19 protein-coding genes and 2 tRNA genes are annotated in these 15,977 nt (G+C 51.6%); 10 read left to right on the top strand and 11 right to left on the bottom strand.

The window, feature by feature from the left end; all coding sequences use genetic code 11:
• Positions 1-33 precede the first annotated feature (33 nt).
• Positions 34-333 carry a hypothetical protein gene (locus DW350_RS11895; protein WP_115719075.1) on the bottom strand — a complete coding sequence of 100 codons (300 nt, stop codon included), beginning with the start codon at positions 331-333 and terminating at the stop codon, positions 34-36.
• A 428-nt stretch (positions 334-761) separates the two neighbouring features.
• Here DW350_RS11895 and rssA point away from each other — a divergent pair, with 428 nt between their 5' ends.
• Positions 762-1,796: a patatin-like phospholipase RssA gene (gene rssA / locus DW350_RS11890; protein WP_115719074.1), complete on the top strand. Its 1,035-nt coding sequence runs from the start codon at positions 762-764 to the stop codon at positions 1,794-1,796.
• A gap of 342 nt (positions 1,797-2,138) precedes the next feature.
• Here rssA and pta read toward each other — a convergent pair whose 3' ends face one another.
• The gene (gene pta, locus DW350_RS11885) at positions 2,139-4,136 is read right to left on the bottom strand and encodes a phosphate acetyltransferase (protein ID WP_115719073.1); all 1,998 of its coding nucleotides are present in this window, start codon (positions 4,134-4,136) and stop codon (positions 2,139-2,141) included.
• A 286-nt stretch (positions 4,137-4,422) separates the two neighbouring features.
• On the opposite strand from pta, the gene DW350_RS11880 reads away from it, so the two are divergent.
• The 4 genes from DW350_RS11880 (at position 4,423) to DW350_RS11865 (ending at position 7,447) form a co-directional block, all read left to right on the top strand.
• The gene (locus tag DW350_RS11880; protein WP_115719072.1) at positions 4,423-4,854 is read left to right on the top strand and encodes a DUF412 domain-containing protein; all 432 of its coding nucleotides are present in this window, start codon (positions 4,423-4,425) and stop codon (positions 4,852-4,854) included.
• Between the two features lie 63 nt (positions 4,855-4,917).
• On the top strand, positions 4,918-5,316 hold the full coding sequence (gene yciA, locus DW350_RS11875) for an acyl-CoA thioester hydrolase YciA (protein WP_115719071.1): 399 nt from the start codon (positions 4,918-4,920) through the stop codon (positions 5,314-5,316).
• 3 nt (positions 5,317-5,319) lie between these two features.
• Positions 5,320-7,011, top strand: coding sequence for an NAD-dependent malic enzyme (locus DW350_RS11870; protein ID WP_115719070.1), 1,692 nt, complete (start codon positions 5,320-5,322; stop codon positions 7,009-7,011).
• 76 nt (positions 7,012-7,087) lie between these two features.
• On the top strand, positions 7,088-7,447 hold the full coding sequence (locus tag DW350_RS11865) for a hypothetical protein (RefSeq protein ID WP_115719069.1): 360 nt from the start codon (positions 7,088-7,090) through the stop codon (positions 7,445-7,447).
• Here the strand turns inward: DW350_RS11865 and DW350_RS11860 are convergent.
• From DW350_RS11860 to DW350_RS11830, 7 genes are all read right to left on the bottom strand, one after another.
• Positions 7,431-7,904: a DMT family transporter gene (locus DW350_RS11860; RefSeq protein WP_226911319.1), complete on the bottom strand. Its 474-nt coding sequence runs from the start codon at positions 7,902-7,904 to the stop codon at positions 7,431-7,433. The genes DW350_RS11865 and DW350_RS11860 overlap by 17 nt on opposite strands.
• A gap of 51 nt (positions 7,905-7,955) precedes the next feature.
• On the bottom strand, positions 7,956-8,765 hold the full coding sequence (gene xthA / locus DW350_RS11855) for an exodeoxyribonuclease III (RefSeq protein WP_115719068.1): 810 nt from the start codon (positions 8,763-8,765) through the stop codon (positions 7,956-7,958).
• A gap of 89 nt (positions 8,766-8,854) precedes the next feature.
• Entirely contained in the window at positions 8,855-9,235 is a 381-nt protein-coding gene (locus tag DW350_RS11850) for a RidA family protein (protein WP_115719067.1), read from the bottom strand.
• Positions 9,236-9,272: 37 nt separating this feature from the next.
• Positions 9,273-9,572 (bottom strand): hypothetical protein, encoded by a 300-nt coding sequence (locus tag DW350_RS11845; protein ID WP_115719066.1) that lies wholly within the window; start codon positions 9,570-9,572, stop codon positions 9,273-9,275.
• Between the two features lie 59 nt (positions 9,573-9,631).
• Positions 9,632-10,360 carry a hypothetical protein gene (locus tag DW350_RS11840; protein WP_115719065.1) on the bottom strand — a complete coding sequence of 243 codons (729 nt, stop codon included), beginning with the start codon at positions 10,358-10,360 and terminating at the stop codon, positions 9,632-9,634.
• Positions 10,361-10,434: 74 nt separating this feature from the next.
• Positions 10,435-10,518: transfer RNA gene (locus DW350_RS11835), tRNA-Tyr, on the bottom strand.
• A gap of 50 nt (positions 10,519-10,568) precedes the next feature.
• Positions 10,569-10,652: transfer RNA gene (locus tag DW350_RS11830), tRNA-Tyr, on the bottom strand.
• Between the two features lie 113 nt (positions 10,653-10,765).
• Here DW350_RS11830 and DW350_RS11825 point away from each other — a divergent pair.
• From DW350_RS11825 to metA, 3 genes are all read left to right on the top strand, one after another.
• Positions 10,766-11,251, top strand: a complete 486-nt coding sequence (locus DW350_RS11825; protein WP_115719064.1) for a VC2046/SO_2500 family protein — start codon at positions 10,766-10,768, stop codon at positions 11,249-11,251.
• 107 nt (positions 11,252-11,358) lie between these two features.
• Positions 11,359-11,994 (top strand): pyridoxamine 5'-phosphate oxidase, encoded by a 636-nt coding sequence (pdxH, locus tag DW350_RS11820; protein ID WP_115719063.1) that lies wholly within the window; start codon positions 11,359-11,361, stop codon positions 11,992-11,994.
• A gap of 98 nt (positions 11,995-12,092) precedes the next feature.
• Complete coding sequence (metA, locus tag DW350_RS11815) at positions 12,093-13,049, top strand: homoserine O-acetyltransferase MetA (protein ID WP_115719062.1); 957 nt, start codon at positions 12,093-12,095, stop codon at positions 13,047-13,049.
• Between the two features lie 27 nt (positions 13,050-13,076).
• On the opposite strand, the gene DW350_RS11810 is transcribed toward metA, so the two are convergent.
• Together DW350_RS11810 and DW350_RS11805 are read right to left on the bottom strand one after the other, a co-directional pair.
• On the bottom strand, positions 13,077-14,360 hold the full coding sequence (locus tag DW350_RS11810) for a short-chain fatty acid transporter (protein WP_115719061.1): 1,284 nt from the start codon (positions 14,358-14,360) through the stop codon (positions 13,077-13,079).
• Positions 14,361-14,421: 61 nt separating this feature from the next.
• Positions 14,422-14,862 carry a YchJ family protein gene (locus DW350_RS11805; protein WP_115719060.1) on the bottom strand — a complete coding sequence of 147 codons (441 nt, stop codon included), beginning with the start codon at positions 14,860-14,862 and terminating at the stop codon, positions 14,422-14,424.
• Positions 14,863-15,118: 256 nt separating this feature from the next.
• Between DW350_RS11805 and DW350_RS11800 the strand changes: the two genes are divergently transcribed.
• Both DW350_RS11800 and DW350_RS19530 read left to right on the top strand, forming a co-directional pair.
• Positions 15,119-15,751, top strand: coding sequence for a YchE family NAAT transporter (locus DW350_RS11800; RefSeq protein WP_115719059.1), 633 nt, complete (start codon positions 15,119-15,121; stop codon positions 15,749-15,751).
• A gap of 58 nt (positions 15,752-15,809) precedes the next feature.
• Positions 15,810-15,965, top strand: coding sequence for a hypothetical protein (locus tag DW350_RS19530; protein ID WP_192954665.1), 156 nt, complete (start codon positions 15,810-15,812; stop codon positions 15,963-15,965).
• Positions 15,966-15,977: the final 12 nt, after the last annotated feature.

Below are 15,977 nucleotides of genomic sequence, written 5' to 3'. Positions count from 1 at the left end.
TACCTCTACTGAACTGAAATTATTTTTACGTTTTTATGGAAGACGCAGTTCAGGTGAGGCTCTTGATGGCGGGAGGCAGCATTGCGCTCTGGCGGTTGGCACTGAAGTGTCGTGATAGCCCAAGCGATGCGTGGCGACATTCCCTGCTGTTGGCACAAATAAATTGTGGGCGGCGGGGTAAAGGTCAGACAGGGCGCTGCTGTCTTGAATCAAACTGTGGTGGTATTCGGTCTGCTGCGATTGGGCAACCGCTTCGCTCAGGCTGAGCAAGGTCAACTGGGCAAGAAGAAATACCCAGGCAACTTTTCGCAGCAGTGGTGATAGCGTACCCATCGGAAGGAGACCTTCATAAAACCTATGTTTACGTTATCCGATTTTCGCGGCCTAAAAACAAGCCCTAACTACGCCACAAACTTTCATGTTTATCGCAAAAACGTCGACCAGGTCCTTGACGTCGATCATCTTTATCGGGTTCCCAGCGCATTTCTTCTCGGCGTTCGCGGCCTTTGCGGCGGTCTTCTTTGCGTCTCTCTGGCCCTTGGTATTGTTGCTCTTTCATGATCTTCTCCAATACTGGTTAGCCTTTTTTAATATTAGGTGATGTTGATTAAAGCGTGGTCTGAAGAGGGGTGTGGTTTGGGTCACCATTCATATAAGCGATTACCGTTATCTTATCTGGCAACATACAACTGTCTGTTGGGTCTGCAGTGGCCAGCTGATAAATTAGTGGCAACAGCACGGCATCGTTTTGGGAGAGGATAATGGTCACAAAGCATCGGCCAAGGTTAGGCATTGCACTGGGAAGTGGTGCTGCTAAGGGATGGGCCCACATTGGCATCTTAAATGGCCTGGCAAAAATTGGCATAAAACCCGACCTTATCAGCGGCTGCTCAATTGGTGCCTTGGTAGGTGCGGCTCACGCCGGTGGTAATTTGGGGCGCCTGGAACAATGGGTTAGGGGCTTTACCAAGCTGCAGGTGATGTCGTTATTAGACCCCACGTTCAGTGGTCGCGGCCTGTTTTCCGGTGACAAAGTATTTAATGTGATTGCCAATGGCATGAAACAAAAAGACTTTTCTGAAACAAAGCTCCCCTTTGGCGTGGTAGCAACGGATCTTAATACTGGCCGAGAACTGTGGATGCAAGATGGCGACATGATTTCTGCCGTCAGGGCCTCCTGCGCCATGCCAGGGATCTTTGTGCCTATTTACCGTAACGACCATTTGTTGATTGATGGTGCAGTGGTCAACCCGGTACCGGTTTCGCTAGCAAGAGCAATGGGAGCCGATGTGGTGATCGCGGTGAACTTGGCTGGCGAGCAGCACCACAAATTTAATGTGGAAGAAGAAGAGGAAGAAGAAGAGGGCGTTATTCGCCAGTGGCTAAGCCGTATTAGGCCCGAGCGCAGTGTAAAGGATAAAGATCCTGCCTTGCCGTCGATGTGGAGCGTAATGAGCGGCGCTATCGACATTATGCAAGAGCGTATCACCCGTGCCCGTATGGCGGGGGACCCTCCCGAGCTTGAGCTAAAACCCCGAGTTTCCGACATCAATATTATGGAATTCTATCGGGCCGAAGAAGCCATTGCCGAAGGCGAGGCATGCGTTGAACGGATGTCGAAGTTCTTGCTGGCTGAGTTGGCTTATTTGGGGATCCACCCTCAGTCACCTGATGCCGAAGACACCGAAGAAGAAGCTGTCGACGACACTCCTGAACAGTTGGACGACCTGAGTGATGAAACCCTGCTAGATGAAGCCAATTCGGAACTGATTGATGAACCAAAGAATAAAGATTAAAGTTTACGCAAAGGTTATTTTGTGGTCTGACCATTAAAAAAGTTTCATTTTTCACTTTACGCAAGCGTAAAGACTGCTTATTATTAGCCCCAAGCTCGAGGCGCAAGCTTCTAAGCAAAGAATTCTCGTTGGGGGAGAAGACTTGGTAAAGGATTGCCAAGGGGCTATACCAAAGGGAAAAAATAAGAATGCCTATTTCGAGTAGGTGAAAGATTGTAAGACGAAAGCAAGCAGCAAAACGGGGTACTTTGGTGCGGGTAGTGGCCGCACCGTTAAAGTACACGACAAAAAGGCCAGCATCTGCTGGCCTTTTCTTTTTCTACCTCTTCGTCCATCTCACTGTTAATAGCTCGCCTGCAGTACTGTCAAAATAATCATTTGCACAATGTCATCAACACTGGCATCCCTAGCGAGGTCGTTCACGGGCTTGGCTAAGCCTTGGGTAATGGGCCCTATGGTTTGTTGCTGAGCCGAACGTTGAATGGTTTGTAATGTGCTGTATCCGGTATTGAGATCGGGGAACACAAAAACATTCGCCTGGCCTGCAATAGGGGTCCCGGGCGCTTTAGCTCTGGCCAGTGATTCAATGATTGCCATGTCGTAAGCAATGGGGCCTTCAATGGCAAGAGTTGCCGCTTTTGTGCGTATCAAGGCTATCGCTTCTACCACCTTGGCGTGGGTATGAGGCGTTGCAATCATCGCCAGGCGCGGTGCCATACCCAGCATGCGTGCACTGGCCGCGCATTGGAGCGCTATTTGGGCCAGCTGTTCGGCATTGGGCGAGGGATTTATGGCGCAGTCACCGTAAATCAATGCATGGTCCGCCAGTAGCATTAAAAAGGCACTGGATACCAATGACTGCGTTGGTGCCGTTCTCACTAACTGCAAAGCAGGGCGCAGGGTCTCAAGTGTGGTGCTTTGGGCACCACTGACAATGCCATCCGCTTCGTTTCGCACCAACATCATTGCTGCCAGGGCGTTATTGTCTTGAAGCTGTTCCCTTACCATCACCTCTTCTAAGCCTTTATGTTGCCTGAGTGCCAACATCGGTAAGACATAACGCTCTCTCAGAGCGTCAGGCGCAATAATGTGAATTTGACTACTGAGGCTGATCCCAAGATTGTGTGCCTGCCGGCGAATGTGATGAGGGTCTCCCAGCAAAAGACATTGCGCCAATTGGCGTCTTGCGGCCTCTGCCGCTGCACCAATAATGCGCGGGTTTTCACCTTCAGGAAATAAAATGCGGCAGGGCTGTTGCTGCGCCCTTTGCGCGAGCTGATAACGAAAGGCCTCGGGTGATTGTTTGTAATCAGCGGCATCGATAGGAGCGATTAAATCGTCAATAGGCAGCAGCTCGGCTATTTCGTGCATTATCCAGTCTTGGCGCTGGTGGTCATCGGCTTCTAGGTGCAACGATAACGACGCCAGTTGCGTTTTTATTTCGCTGACCCCCGCTTCAATAAACAGCATCGGCAATCCATCGTCAAAAGCGCCTTCGCACAATGCCATTATGGCCGGTTCGGGCTGATGCTGGCCGGTCAGCAAAAGCCCCGCTAACAGAAGGCCGTTTTTGGCAGCCAGACAGGCCGTTAATATAAGGTCGGAGCGGTGAGCTGGAATGATCACTAAGGTGCCAGGGCTTAGGTGCGCTATTTCATCAACGATGGATTGCTCGGCAACGGTAATGGCGCTTATTCGCCTTTGCTGCCAGTCGCCGCTATTAAGTGGCAGGGCGCCTAGATGATGTGCAAGGTCACAGGTGCGAGGTGCCAGCGCGCGGTTAGACCAGGGCAGGGTGGCGAGAGTGGGGACTGTTAGTTTTAGTGTTTCGCGGCTCTTGGTTGGGTTGGCGTTTGTTGCCCACAGCACATCAGCCCCGGGGGCGCTTTGTGTCAGCGGTTTTTGGTTGATAACAACCCCTTTGATGCTTGCGCCGGGAAGCTGGCCAATGGCGGTTTCAAGCTGCTGAAGGTCTGCGTGACTGTCAGCCAGCAAAATAAGTTTGGCTCCCCCTTGCTGGGCCAGCTTGATGTTGTAGGGGTGAGGCGCCGTAGCTGTTGCAGGTAACCCCACTACTAAACTGACGTGGTCTTTATGGGGGGCAAGGGCTGTTAGCTGCTCGGGGATGAGTGTTTCTTCATCTACGACAAAAGCCTGGGCGCTGTCTGCCACTCTCGACAAAATACGCAAGCCCCTGCCTGGGTTTTGCTGAACGCGGTCAATGAGCTTGGTGACATTGACACTAATGCCCCGGCGCTGAATGCCGTGAATAAGGCCCAAACTAATTGAGGTCATGGCAACCCGTTTACACAAAGGCACCAGTAACAGCGTTTCGCTCATCGCTTTTCCTTGTAATGCGCTGCTGACGTTTCTCTTTATTTGGCGGTGGCCTGCCGTTTTCTCGAACGGTAAAAATGTGACCTTGGTCTATTTGCCATAGTAGAAGCCTTTTGGCTATTGGACATCCGTCGGGCCCTCGCCGTTAAGTGCCGTTTAACGTTAGCTGTATCTAAAATCGATCGTCACTTGTGTTGTTTGGCGCACGCTTTAAACTGCCGTTACTGTCGAGGCTGGATTTTTTAGTCCAGAATAGGTGTAACGTATCTGGTTGTATCGGGAGACGCCCATGTGGGATCTGGTTCATGACGGTTACCGTTTGCTAAGGCACTGGCCTGTGCGTCGTAAATTGATGGCGCGGTTTCCACTGACCCAAACCGTATTAATGGCCCGAGGCCTGCTTTACTACCTGCCTGGAATGACCTTTGCCTGGCTGTTTATCAGCTTTACACTTAACGACCACGTGCTTAGCCCGCTGCAAGGGGTGATGGCGTTATTGTTGTTGGGATTACCCTTGCAGGGCCTTTTATGGCTCGGTAAAGAAGCGAGAAAGCCACTTTCCCCTGGCGATCGCCACTGGCTGGCCCAGCTTACCGATCGCATGAAGGACCAAGGCATCAAACCCGATGTAAAGGTAGAAGGCGCGCGTTATTTAGAATTGGCCTTTGCCATGGAACAAGCCTTTAGCAAGTCTGATAAAGCCTTTGGTCATGGCGACTGAAACATAGTCAAAAGCTATTGATATCGGTATAGTTAACAGCCTCTTTGCGAGGAGCGTTGCAGTATGACCGATACCAAAAGACACCCCACTGGGGACCTCATCATCCGTACCCAAACCATGCCTGCCGACACCAACCAAAACGGTGACATCTTCGGCGGCTGGTTAATGTCTCAAATGGATCTTGGCGGTGGCATGCTGGCTACCGAAATAGCCAAGGGCCGCATTGCCACAGTTGCTGTTGAAGGCATGACCTTTCACCAACCGGTGAAGGTGGGTGATGTAGTGTGTGTGTACGGTGAATGTACCCGCATCGGTAGAACATCCATGACCATAAAACTCGAAGTGTGGATAAAACCTCTGTTACGTGCCGGAGATACCGAGCGATACGTTGTTACTGAAGCAACCTACACCTATGTGGCCATCGACGATGCTGGTCGCCCTCGTCCAGTGCCGAAGGATTAATCAATGAGCAAAAGTCCCAAACGTCCACTTTATATTCCGTATGCAGGTCCAGCACTGCTGGAGTCGCCGCTATTAAATAAAGGCAGCGCCTTTACCCAAAAAGAACGTATTCAATTTAACTTGCTGGGGTTGGTACCGCAGTATGTTGAAACCATCGAAGAGCAGCGTGACCGGGCCTATGCACAGTTTTGTGCCTGTACCTCAGACTTAGATAAACACGTTTATCTGCGCTCTATTCAAGACAATAACGAAACCTTGTTTTATCGTTTGCTTGAAGAGCACCTCGACGAAGTGATGCCGATCATTTACACCCCCACTGTCGGCCAGGCTTGTCAGGAATTCTCCAAAATTTACCGTACTCACCGTGGTCTGTTCATTTCCTACGAAGATAAAGATCATATCGACGACATTTTGCAAAATGCTACCAAGCAAAACGTAAAAGTGATTGTTGTGACCGATGGCGAGCGCATTCTGGGCCTGGGTGACCAAGGCATCGGCGGCATGGGTATTCCTATTGGTAAGCTGTCGCTTTATACCGCCTGTGGCGGTATCAGCCCTGCCTACACCTTGCCGGTGGTGCTGGACGTGGGTACCAATAACCCCGATTTGCTGGATGACCCCATGTATATGGGCCGTCGCCAAAACCGCATTTCAGGTGATGAATACTACGCCTTTGTTGAAACCTTCATCCAAGCGGTAAAACGCCGCTGGCCGAACGCATTGCTGCAGTTTGAAGACTTCGCCCAAGCTAACGCCATGCCACTGTTGGAGCGTTACAAAGACGATATCTGCTGCTTTAACGATGATATTCAAGGCACTGCCGCTGTTACCGTCGGCACGCTTTGGGCTGCAGGTAAAGCCAAAGGCGAGCAGCTTAAAGACCAAAAAGTGGTGTTCTTGGGGGCAGGTTCTGCCGGTTGTGGTATTGCTGAGCAAATCATTGCTGCCATGCAAACCGAAGGTCTTTCCGAAGCCGAGGCCCGTGCCCGGGTATTAATGGTTGACCGTTGGGGCCTTTTGACCAGCGACATGCCCAATCTGGCCAACTTCCAGAAAAAACTGGCCCAGAACGTTGAACTGCTAAAAGACTGGCAAACCGAAGGCGAAAACATTTCGCTGCTGGAAGTGATTAAAAACGCCAAGCCGACCGTGCTTATTGGTGTTTCCGGTCAGCGTGGCCTCTTTACCGAAGAAGTCATTAAAACCATGCACGCGGGCTGCGAGCGGCCATTTGTGATGCCGCTGTCTAACCCCACCTCGCGTGTGGAAGCCACACCGCAAGAAGTGCTGAACTGGACCGACGGTAAAGCCATGGTGGCCACCGGCAGCCCGTTCTCGCCAGCCTTGGTTGGGGATAAAAAAGTGGCGATTGCCCAGTGCAACAACGCTTATATTTTCCCCGGTATCGGCCTTGGGGTTATTGCCTCAAAAGCCAAACGCGTGACCGACAACATGCTGATGGCGGCTTCTCGCGCCCTGGCCGAGTGCTCTCCCTTGGCAAATGAAGGTAAAGGGCCGGTACTGCCGCCGCTAACCGATATTCAAGAAGTGAGCAAATTCATTGCCTTGGCCGTTGCCAAACAAGCTCAGGAAGACGATGTGGCACTGACCACGTCTGACGAAGCCCTGATTGCCGCTATCGAGAAAAACTTCTGGTTACCGCGCTACCGCAACTATCGTCGTACCTCGTTCTAAGTATTGAAAACCCGCCTAAAGGCGGGTTTTTTTATGGCCCTAAATTCGGCACACTTGCCTAAACCAAGGAGGGTTTATGTCAAAGGTTCTGTCTCGTTACCTCAACATGGGCGATTTGGCCCCCGTTTTTACCACGTATCTTGCCGATAACGGCTCCCAGGGCTGGTTTCTTTTTGCTGAGCTTGGCCTTAAGGCACTGCCTGAGCATTATCTGCAAAGTCTTGGCTCGCCTGATCCATTATTGTTTGAATTAATGGGCTGCCCGGCCTTGGGGCGGGTTATTACCGATATTCCGGTGGATTTTAAAAGCGTTGATGCCGCGCCTTTTTTTAAAGCCCCCCTTGAGCACGGTAAAGCCTTTTGGTCAGAGCAGAAAAACCTGCTTTGGCTTTATCTCTGTTCCCATGCTGATACCCGCCCTAATGGCGGCGGATAAGCACCACGCCACCAATCACCATCAATGCGCCGATAAGGCGGTAGAGGTTCACTTCTTTTTGCAGGTAACCAAGCCAGCCTTGGTTATCTAACAGCAAGGAAGCCAACATTTGCCCGGCCACTAAAAAACCAATAAAGGCAGCAGCGCCCAGTTTGGGGGCGGCAAAGGCCGCAACCGCAACAAAAAACGCACCTAAGATGCCACCGGTCCATTGCCACCAAGGTAAAGTGGTTAACGAGTTTAAGGTGGGGAAAGGTTGGCGGGTGAGCAGCAGATAAGCGCCCAGTACCAAGGTGCCGACCCCAAAGCTGATAAAGGCGGCCCAAATGGCCCCTTGGGTGTTGGCAGCAAGCTGGGCGTTAATGCCAGCCTGCACTGGCATCATGGCACCTGCTACCAGGGTAATAACAATGAGTAGGGTGAGCATGTCCATGGCGTTGTTGTACTCTGTTTTCATTGCAGTTCCGGGCGTAAAAAAAGCCGGTCAAGGACCGGCTTTCGTGCATTGTCAGGCGTCAAAGGTTGTCCAGATTGGCGCATGGTCCGACGGCTTTTCAATGCCGCGCAGCTCATAGTCAATGCCGGTTTCCACCGCTTTTTCTGCCAAGGGCTGAGTGGCCAGCACCAAATCAATCCGCAAGCCGCGGTTATCATCAAAACCTTTGGAGCGGTAATCAAACCAAGAGTACTGGTCGCTCACTTCAGGGTGTTGTACCCGGAAGGTGTCAACCAGGCCCCAGCCTAGCAGTTTGTCCATCCATTGCCGCTCTTCAGGCAAGAACGAACATTTACCTTCACGCAGCCAGCGTTTGGCGTTGGCGTCACCAATACCGATATCCAAATCGGTGCAAGAGATGTTCATGTCGCCAATAACCACCAATGCTTCGTCCGGCTTATGCTCGGTTTGCAGGTAGTGCATTAGGTCGGCATAGAATTTTTCTTTGGCCGGAAATTTGGTTTCGTGGCTACGGTTTTCACCCTGGGGAAAATAGCCGTTAAGTACGGTAAGGGGGGAGCCATCAGCCAAGGTAAAACGGCCGATGATCATGCGCCGCTGCGCGTCTTCGTCATCGCTGGGAAAGCCTTTTTGTACCGCCTTGGGCACCTGCTTTGACAACAGCGCCACACCGTAGTGGCCTTTTTGGCCATGGAAATTCACTTCGTACCCCATGGCGCGCACATCTTCTAGCGGAAACTGGTCATCATGCACCTTGGTTTCCTGCAACCCGATAATGTCGGGTTGATGCTTGTCGATAAGGGCTTGCAACTGGTGAAGTCGGGCTCTCAGGCCATTGATATTAAAAGAAATGATTTTCATGGTCTGGCTTAGTAGCTAAATGATGAGATTATGGTATCACGGACGGCCAACAAGGCCTTCGCAGAAAAAGCGCGGCGGCTGCCGCGCTTTTATTCGCCGTAAGCGATGGCTTCTATTTCAATCAGTACGTCTTTGGGGAGCCTGGCGACTTCCACACAGCTACGTGCGGGTTTGTGGTCTCCAAAGAAACTTTCGTAAAGGCCATTTACGGTGGCAAAGTCGCCTAAGTCCTTCACAAACACCGTGGTTTTCACAACATGGTCTTTATCAAAGCCCGCCGCTTTTAAAATCGCTAAGACATTCTCTAAGGCTTGCTGGGTCTGGGCTTCAATACCTGCAACCACTTCACCGGTTTTCGGGTCAATGGGAATTTGGCCGGAAGTATAAAGGAAAGGGCCGACGCGGCGCGCTTGAACGTAGGGGCCGATGGCGGCGGGGGCATCATGGGTATTGATGACGGTCTGAGTCATGGATAGCTTCCTCCTTATGATGCCCGCAGATTATCAGTTAGTCCTTTTGGGTGCGAGTGTCCTGCGTTTTGTTCTTATCGCTTAAACATTTCAACTGCTGCTCTGAGAAGTTTTCGCGGTAATAAAGAAAGTTAACGCATTCTTCTTGGTAACGTTGCTGGGCGGCATTATAGAGTTGCGGATTCTTTTTCAAGTTATCCATATTGCGGCGCATCTGATCGCAGCGCCGGGCCTGGTCACTCATTTGGACAATTTGTTGGCAAGGGTCGGGAGTTGGCGCGGCGCAGGCGCCAAGCAACAAGGTCGAGCTGAGGGTTAGTGCTGTCCAAGCTTTCATGGTGTCCCTTAACAAAAGTCATTGCTGTTATTTGACTTTTAATCAGGGACGCCAATAAATCAATGCAGCCGGCCCATTGGCGCGCGCGTTGGCTTGGCCATCATCTCTACCAGCATTTCCAAACGCTGGGCGGTCAGTAGTGGATTGCAGAACCGCTGAATGAAGGTCATCAGGCGCTGCGTAACGTAGTCAATATCCAGCACCGTCATTTCCACCAGCATGTCTTGAATAATGGCGGTTGCTCCCAGGCTTGGTTGCATCATGTTGGTGTGTTCACTGACATAGTGCACGGCAAAATCAACAGCGCCGGTTTGCAAGGTGTCCATCAAACAAATGAAGGAGTCGCCGTCATGCTGATGAGGCTCAGGGGCGCTGTCGGCCAAATTGACCAGCGAGTCGAGCATGTCGCGGGCTTCATCTGGAATAAACTCTCGCAGCTCATCGGCTTTGGGGTGATCGCTGCCAAAGCCTTGGGGTAGGGCGCGGATCAGAGCCGTGGTCATTTCCGATTCGCTGATCATCGAAGCCACTTCTAACTGCATGGAGTCTGGCAGGGTATTAATGCCAGGCAGTTCATTAGCCAAACGGACAACGGCAGCCACTTCCAGGCAATACACCAGGCAAGCTAACCAACTGCCAGGTTCGGTGGTGGTCAGGGTTTCCCAGTCACGATGGACCAAAAAGCTGTCGGTAAATTGACCCGCCTCGGTTTCGTGGTTGTACTGCCACATTTCCAGACCTTCCTGGTAGCGGGCAATCAACTGATCGGTGAGTTCCTGAAGTTCCACTTAACAACGGCCTTAATCGTAAAAGGGCGGGCAGTATAACCCAAAAAAAAAGCCGCCCAAAGGCGGCTGATATATGGTGGTGGGGAAGGATTCGAACCTTCGAAGGCTGAGCCGTCAGATTTACAGTCTGATCCCTTTGGCCACTCGGGAACCCCACCGGAGTTCGCATATAGAAAGCCGCGTTGTTGCCACTTTCGTTGTAATAGGATGGTGGTGGGGAAGGATTCGAACCTTCGAAGGCTGAGCCGTCAGATTTACAGTCTGATCCCTTTGGCCACTCGGGAACCCCACCGCCGATGCGCCGCCATACTACCAAAATACGATCTGATGTAAAGGGAGAAATTTGCTAAAAATCTCGGTTTAGCGGCCGATACAGTTGCTAAGCCTGTTAATCGATGATTTTCTGTGCAAACCAAAGGTCTGTCTTTCCAAGATGAGTTGACTGTAGCCCCCCGACTGGCGTCGGCGGTGGCCAGTGGTCAGCGCTCAGATTTTGCCCTGCTGCTTGCCATGCTGGGTAATGATCTGTTGGAAAAACCAGGGCTTGCTGGGCCGGACATTAGCAAAGGCCTAGCTGAAGGCGCTTTTGATATTGGCCCGAAACGGCCATGGGGCGCAGATGAGCGTACCCCCGCGCGTTCCATGGCACTCAGCAACGTATTTCATCAGCAAGGTATGATTGCTGCGCGCCTTTTTGACTGCCTTGACCCCGAGCCGCAACTTGACCGCACAGAAGACGCCCACTTTATTAATGAAGATATTCTGGCTGACCTTGACCCGAAAATTGCCTGGCAAGCGAAGGGGAAGGCGATGCCAGAGCGCACCTCACTTACTACCAACGCCGATCTGGGTGATGTGCTGTCCCGTCTGCGCCAGCAAGCTTCGCTATAAACCGGCGCTGATATTTACCGTCTTTGTCGTCCATCCTTGATGTGCTGCAAGCTTTGCTGCATTAAGATAACGCATTCTTAGAACTGCATTTTTTAATTGGAGCCGTGATGAGCATTGATGCCATGCGCCGGGTGTTTCGCCATGCCCCCCTTGAGGAACTGGACCCCGACCCGATAAAACAGTTCGAGTTGTGGTTTATTGAGGCCAAAGACAGCGCCCCTGTCGACTGGCTTGAAGTGAATGCCATGACCCTGTGTACCAGTGGCCTGGACGGTTTCCCGCAAAGCCGTATCGTGCTGCTAAAAGGGATAAGTGAACAAGGATTGCAGTTTTTCACCAACTACCAATCCCACAAAGGCTCAGAATTAGCTGCCGACCCCAGGGCCAGCCTTAATTTTTATTGGCCACATCTTGCCAGGCAAGTGCGGGTACAAGGCCTGGTAACGAAATTGCCTCGCTCGGACTCCGAGCACTATTTTGCTTCGCGGCCGCGAGGCTCAAAACTGGGCGCCTGGGCATCACACCAATCCGAGCCTATCAGTGATGCTTCGGTACTCGACGGGCAGTTGGCTGAGGCTGAAAGCCGGTTCCCGGATGAAGTCCCTTGCCCACCGCATTGGGGCGGCTATGTTTTGCAGCCAAGCCAAATGGAATTTTGGGCGGGAAGAGAGAATCGCCTGCATCACCGGGTGCGTTACCAGCGAACCGACAACAAGTGGCAACTGCAATGGTTGCAACCCTAAAGAAAAAGGCACCTTCGGGTGCCTTTTTCTTTAGGGGATAAGTGGACATTTAGACGTTTAGACGTTTAAATATCCGGGTTGTATATTTGGAGAACCCCATGCCGCTTTGTATCCCCGACGCACTTCCTGCTGCTGAAGTGCTGCGCAAAGAAAACATCTTTGTGATGGATGAAACCCGTGCAACCCATCAGGACATCCGTCCGATGGAAGTGGTGCTCCTAAATTTAATGCCGAAGAAAATCGACACCGAAAACCAGATCTTGCGGCTGCTGGCCAATACGCCGTTGCAGGTCAATGTGAAGCTGCTGCGTATTGACCATCGCCAATCTAACAACACCCCTAGCTCGCATCTGGAACGCTTCTACCGCGATTTTGATGATATTAAAGACTTAAATTTTGACGGCTTAATCGTTACCGGTGCGCCGCTTGGGCAGGTGCCCTTTGATGAGGTTTATTATTGGGATGAAGTGCGCGCCATTATCGAATGGTCTCGTAGCCACGTTACCTCTACCTTGTTTTTATGCTGGGCAGCTCAGGCGGCACTGAATTACCTTTATAACCTGCCTAAAGTCACCATGGGCCATAAGCTCTCCGGCGTTTACGAGCAACATACGCAGTGCCGTGATAACCCCTTGGTTAGAGGTTTTGACGACTTTTTTCTGGCGCCGCTGAGCCGCTATGCCGAGTTTGACTCGGCCACCATTGCTGATAACACCGACCTGCAAATTTTGGCGGATCACCCTGAGGCCGGTGTGTATTTGGCGGCAACCAAAGATCTGCGTCAGGTTTTTGTGACCGGACATCCTGAATACGATTTCGACACTTTAGATCAAGAATATAAACGTGACCTGCAAGCGGGTATTAACCCGGCATTGCCACACAACTATTATCCGCAAGATGATGCCAGCCAAACCCCAAGGGCGCGCTGGCGTAGCCATGCAAACTTGCTATACAGCAACTGGATTAATTATTGCGTGTATCAGATAACACCCTTTGATCTGCGCCAGATGCCACCCAAAGATGAGCCGGTAGCAAAATCGGCAACACCGCTTTGAAGAAAAAGGCCGCTTAAGCGGCCTTTTTTACAAGAAGGTCAGACCAAGGCCAATAATGGCGCCAGAGACAACAAGTTGCACCAAGCAATAGCCCATAATGTCGCGAGCCCCAAGGCCGGCAATAGCCAGTACCGGCAGCGCCCAGAACGGTTGCAACAGGTTAGTCCAGGCATCACCCCAAGCTACCGACATTGCCACTTTGGCCACATCGACATGCAGCATTTGCGCGGCAGGCAGCATTACCGGGGCTTGTACTGCCCATTGACCACCACCGGAGGGAACAAAGAGGTTAATCAGCCCCGCCGATAAAAAGCTCCACAGCGGCAATGTGGCAGGGGTGGATACATGGACAAAAAATTCAGCCAGCCGGGTGGCGAGGCCGGAGCTTTGCATTAGCGCCATGATGCCAGCGTAAAAAGGGAATTGAATGAGAATACCGCCCGCGCTTGATACCGCTTGCGGCAAAGCACCTAAAAATTTTGATGCACTGCCAAACAGCACCATTGCCAGCATTAAAAACAGCAGGTTAAGCACATTAAGGTTTAGACCACCACCACCGAAGAAGTAAGGTACCAGCCACACCAAAATCAGGGCGCCGCCCAGATACATTGGCCAGCGGTGGTTGAGCATCGGGCCGTGGCCGGCCACAGGGGCAATTTCATCTTCGCTTTTTACTTTGCCAAGTTTGCTGTTTCTATCCAGCATCAGCATGTTTAATAGCGGCATCACCACCAGTAAAATGGCCACTAACGCCAGATTAAAAGGCGCAAAAATGGTTTCACTGGTAGGCACCAAACCGATTTGTTTTTCGGCAAAGTGGCCGGGCGTGTTAATGGTCAGCGGAATGGAGCCAGAAAGACCGGCGTGCCATATCAAGAAGCCGGAATAAGCAGAGGCCACCAGCAACTTGTAATCAATGGCAATTTCACGGGCGATAGCGCGGGCGAAAAAAGCACCAACCACCAACCCAAAACCCCAGTTCAGCCAAGACGCCAGCAGCGCTACTAAGGTCACCGCCACAATAGCGCTTTTTGGCCCAGGTAGTTTTCTCGCCAAGGCGCCTAGCGCTTTTCTAACCAGCGGTGTAGAGGCAACCAAATGGCCCAATACCAAAATCAGCGCCATTTGCATGGCGAAGGTCAATAGGTTCCAAAAACCTTTGCCCCAGGCATTCACGGCATCCATTGGCGCCATACCTTGTACGCCGATAGACAACGCTAAAACAAACATGGTGAGTAATAGCACCAACACGAAAGGATCGGGCAGATACCTCTCGACTAGGCGCACAGCACCTTTAACTAACCACCCCATAACGCATTTCCTTTTTCTGCTTATCATTAATTAGGCATAACGCCTGGGGATAGGTTAACAATTAACCGCGACAACAAACCTTATACTTTCGTCCAGAGCCGCAAGGGCAGGGGGCGTTACGCTCGGGCTCAGGGTAGGTGCCGGAATGAAAGCGCCATTGGCCATGGTCTTTTATAAAAAGGCTCTTCTCTAAGTGAAACGCCAGTTTTTCACCACTGTGGTAGCGTGCAAGAAAGGTAACGGTACTTTCTTTATCGCCAGGCTGGTGGTCTAGGATCTGCAAGTCATACCAATCGAGCTGAATAAAGGGCTCGATATCGGCCAAGTCAGGCCGTGTTTCTGGATGCCAGCTGTCGAGAATAAAGCCGGGTTTATTGACTACATGGGCGCAATATCTGGCTTGCATTAACACCTTTGCGTTACTGGCAGCTTGGCCACTGTGCAATAACCCACAACAATTCTCGTAGCGTTGGCCGCTGCCGCACGGACAGGTTTGAGACATGCGTTTTTTCCTTTCTATAAACAGCCCCTGAAATGGCGCTGCGTTATTAGTGAACTCGTTGTTTTAATAAGTAAAACTGCCGGGCAATTCACTAGGCAACCATCGGCGGTACTTTAGCGCAATCGGCTGTGGTTGTGGCTGCGGTTATTAGATAAAAAAATCTAATGCTGGCGGGCCAAAATATCTCGTTAGTCGCCAGCGAATACAGTGTTTAGACTCTGCGCCACTAAAGGTCGTATAAGAGGAGGTGCCGGCGGTGGACTACAGCATTTATACCCAGTTTTTTGTGGCCATGCTGGCCATTATCAACCCTTTTGGGTTGCTGCCGGTTTTTATCGGGCTGACCTCTGATCAGCAAATTGCTGAACGGCGCCGCACTGCAATGATGGCATCGTTAGCCTCGGCGATTATTTTATGGGTGGTACTGCTGCTAGGTGAAGGCTTGTTGGATTTCTTTTCTATTTCCGTGTCTTCATTCCAGGTTGCCGGCGGCGTGCTACTGAGCTTTACGGCGCTGTCGATGTTGCAAGGTAAATTAGGCGAAACCCGCCGCACCACCGAAGAAGGCCGGGAAGCGGCGCACATGGACTCGGTGACGTTGGTGCCATTAGCGCTGCCACTGATTGCAGGCCCTGCGGCCATTACCACTGTGATTGTTTTCACCCAGGCGCATCACTCACTGGTTGATAAAAGCGCCTTAGGCATTGCCATTGGTTTACTGGGCTTGGTGACCTGGGGGGTATTTCTGTGCGCGCCGGTGCTGGCTCGCTGGCTGGGGACTACCGGTATCAACCTTATCACCCGGGTAATGGGCCTGATTATGATGGCGCTGGCGGTGGAATTCATGGCCAAAGGCGTTAAGGGATTATTCCCTATCCTTGGCAGTTAAGGGTAAGTTGAAGTACATCTCCTACAATTTACTAACAAGTAGATAATGAGGAGACCCCATGCTGGTACGCTTGCTATTGGTTTTAACCACCCTGACGCTGGTCAGTGGTTGTGTACTCAGAGGGCCTGAGGTGCGGGTAAAGGCGCCGCAAGTGGAAGTGGGGGCTCAAGGCGGCCATTGCCCACCGGGACAAGCCAAAAAAGGAAATTGCTAAAAGCGCCCCTAG

It is taken from the genome of Gallaecimonas mangrovi, assembly GCF_003367375.1.
GTDB classification, from domain to species: domain Bacteria; phylum Pseudomonadota; class Gammaproteobacteria; order Enterobacterales; family Gallaecimonadaceae; genus Gallaecimonas; species Gallaecimonas mangrovi.
The sequence above is the reverse complement of the archived record's forward strand: the minus strand, read 5'-3'. Positions and strand labels throughout refer to the sequence as shown.

What these genes read in the sequence shown, in the direction of transcription:
- DW350_RS11895 (WP_115719075.1), bottom strand. Translation starts at nt 333, where the DNA reads ATGGGTACGCTATCACCACTGCTGCGAAAAGTTGCCTGGGTATTTCTT.
- rssA (WP_115719074.1), top strand. Translation starts at nt 762, where the DNA reads ATGGTCACAAAGCATCGGCCAAGGTTAGGCATTGCACTGGGAAGTGGT.
- pta (WP_115719073.1), bottom strand. Translation starts at nt 4,136, where the DNA reads ATGAGCGAAACGCTGTTACTGGTGCCTTTGTGTAAACGGGTTGCCATG.
- DW350_RS11880 (WP_115719072.1), top strand. Translation starts at nt 4,423, where the DNA reads ATGTGGGATCTGGTTCATGACGGTTACCGTTTGCTAAGGCACTGGCCT.
- yciA (WP_115719071.1), top strand. Translation starts at nt 4,918, where the DNA reads ATGACCGATACCAAAAGACACCCCACTGGGGACCTCATCATCCGTACC.
- DW350_RS11870 (WP_115719070.1), top strand. Translation starts at nt 5,320, where the DNA reads ATGAGCAAAAGTCCCAAACGTCCACTTTATATTCCGTATGCAGGTCCA.
- DW350_RS11865 (WP_115719069.1), top strand. Translation starts at nt 7,088, where the DNA reads ATGTCAAAGGTTCTGTCTCGTTACCTCAACATGGGCGATTTGGCCCCC.
- DW350_RS11860 (WP_226911319.1), bottom strand. Translation starts at nt 7,904, where the DNA reads ATGAAAACAGAGTACAACAACGCCATGGACATGCTCACCCTACTCATT.
- xthA (WP_115719068.1), bottom strand. Translation starts at nt 8,765, where the DNA reads ATGAAAATCATTTCTTTTAATATCAATGGCCTGAGAGCCCGACTTCAC.
- DW350_RS11850 (WP_115719067.1), bottom strand. Translation starts at nt 9,235, where the DNA reads ATGACTCAGACCGTCATCAATACCCATGATGCCCCCGCCGCCATCGGC.
- DW350_RS11845 (WP_115719066.1), bottom strand. Translation starts at nt 9,572, where the DNA reads ATGAAAGCTTGGACAGCACTAACCCTCAGCTCGACCTTGTTGCTTGGC.
- pdxH (WP_115719063.1), top strand. Translation starts at nt 11,359, where the DNA reads ATGAGCATTGATGCCATGCGCCGGGTGTTTCGCCATGCCCCCCTTGAG.
- metA (WP_115719062.1), top strand. Translation starts at nt 12,093, where the DNA reads ATGCCGCTTTGTATCCCCGACGCACTTCCTGCTGCTGAAGTGCTGCGC.
- DW350_RS11810 (WP_115719061.1), bottom strand. Translation starts at nt 14,360, where the DNA reads ATGGGGTGGTTAGTTAAAGGTGCTGTGCGCCTAGTCGAGAGGTATCTG.
- DW350_RS11805 (WP_115719060.1), bottom strand. Translation starts at nt 14,862, where the DNA reads ATGTCTCAAACCTGTCCGTGCGGCAGCGGCCAACGCTACGAGAATTGT.
- DW350_RS19530 (WP_192954665.1), top strand. Translation starts at nt 15,810, where the DNA reads ATGCTGGTACGCTTGCTATTGGTTTTAACCACCCTGACGCTGGTCAGT.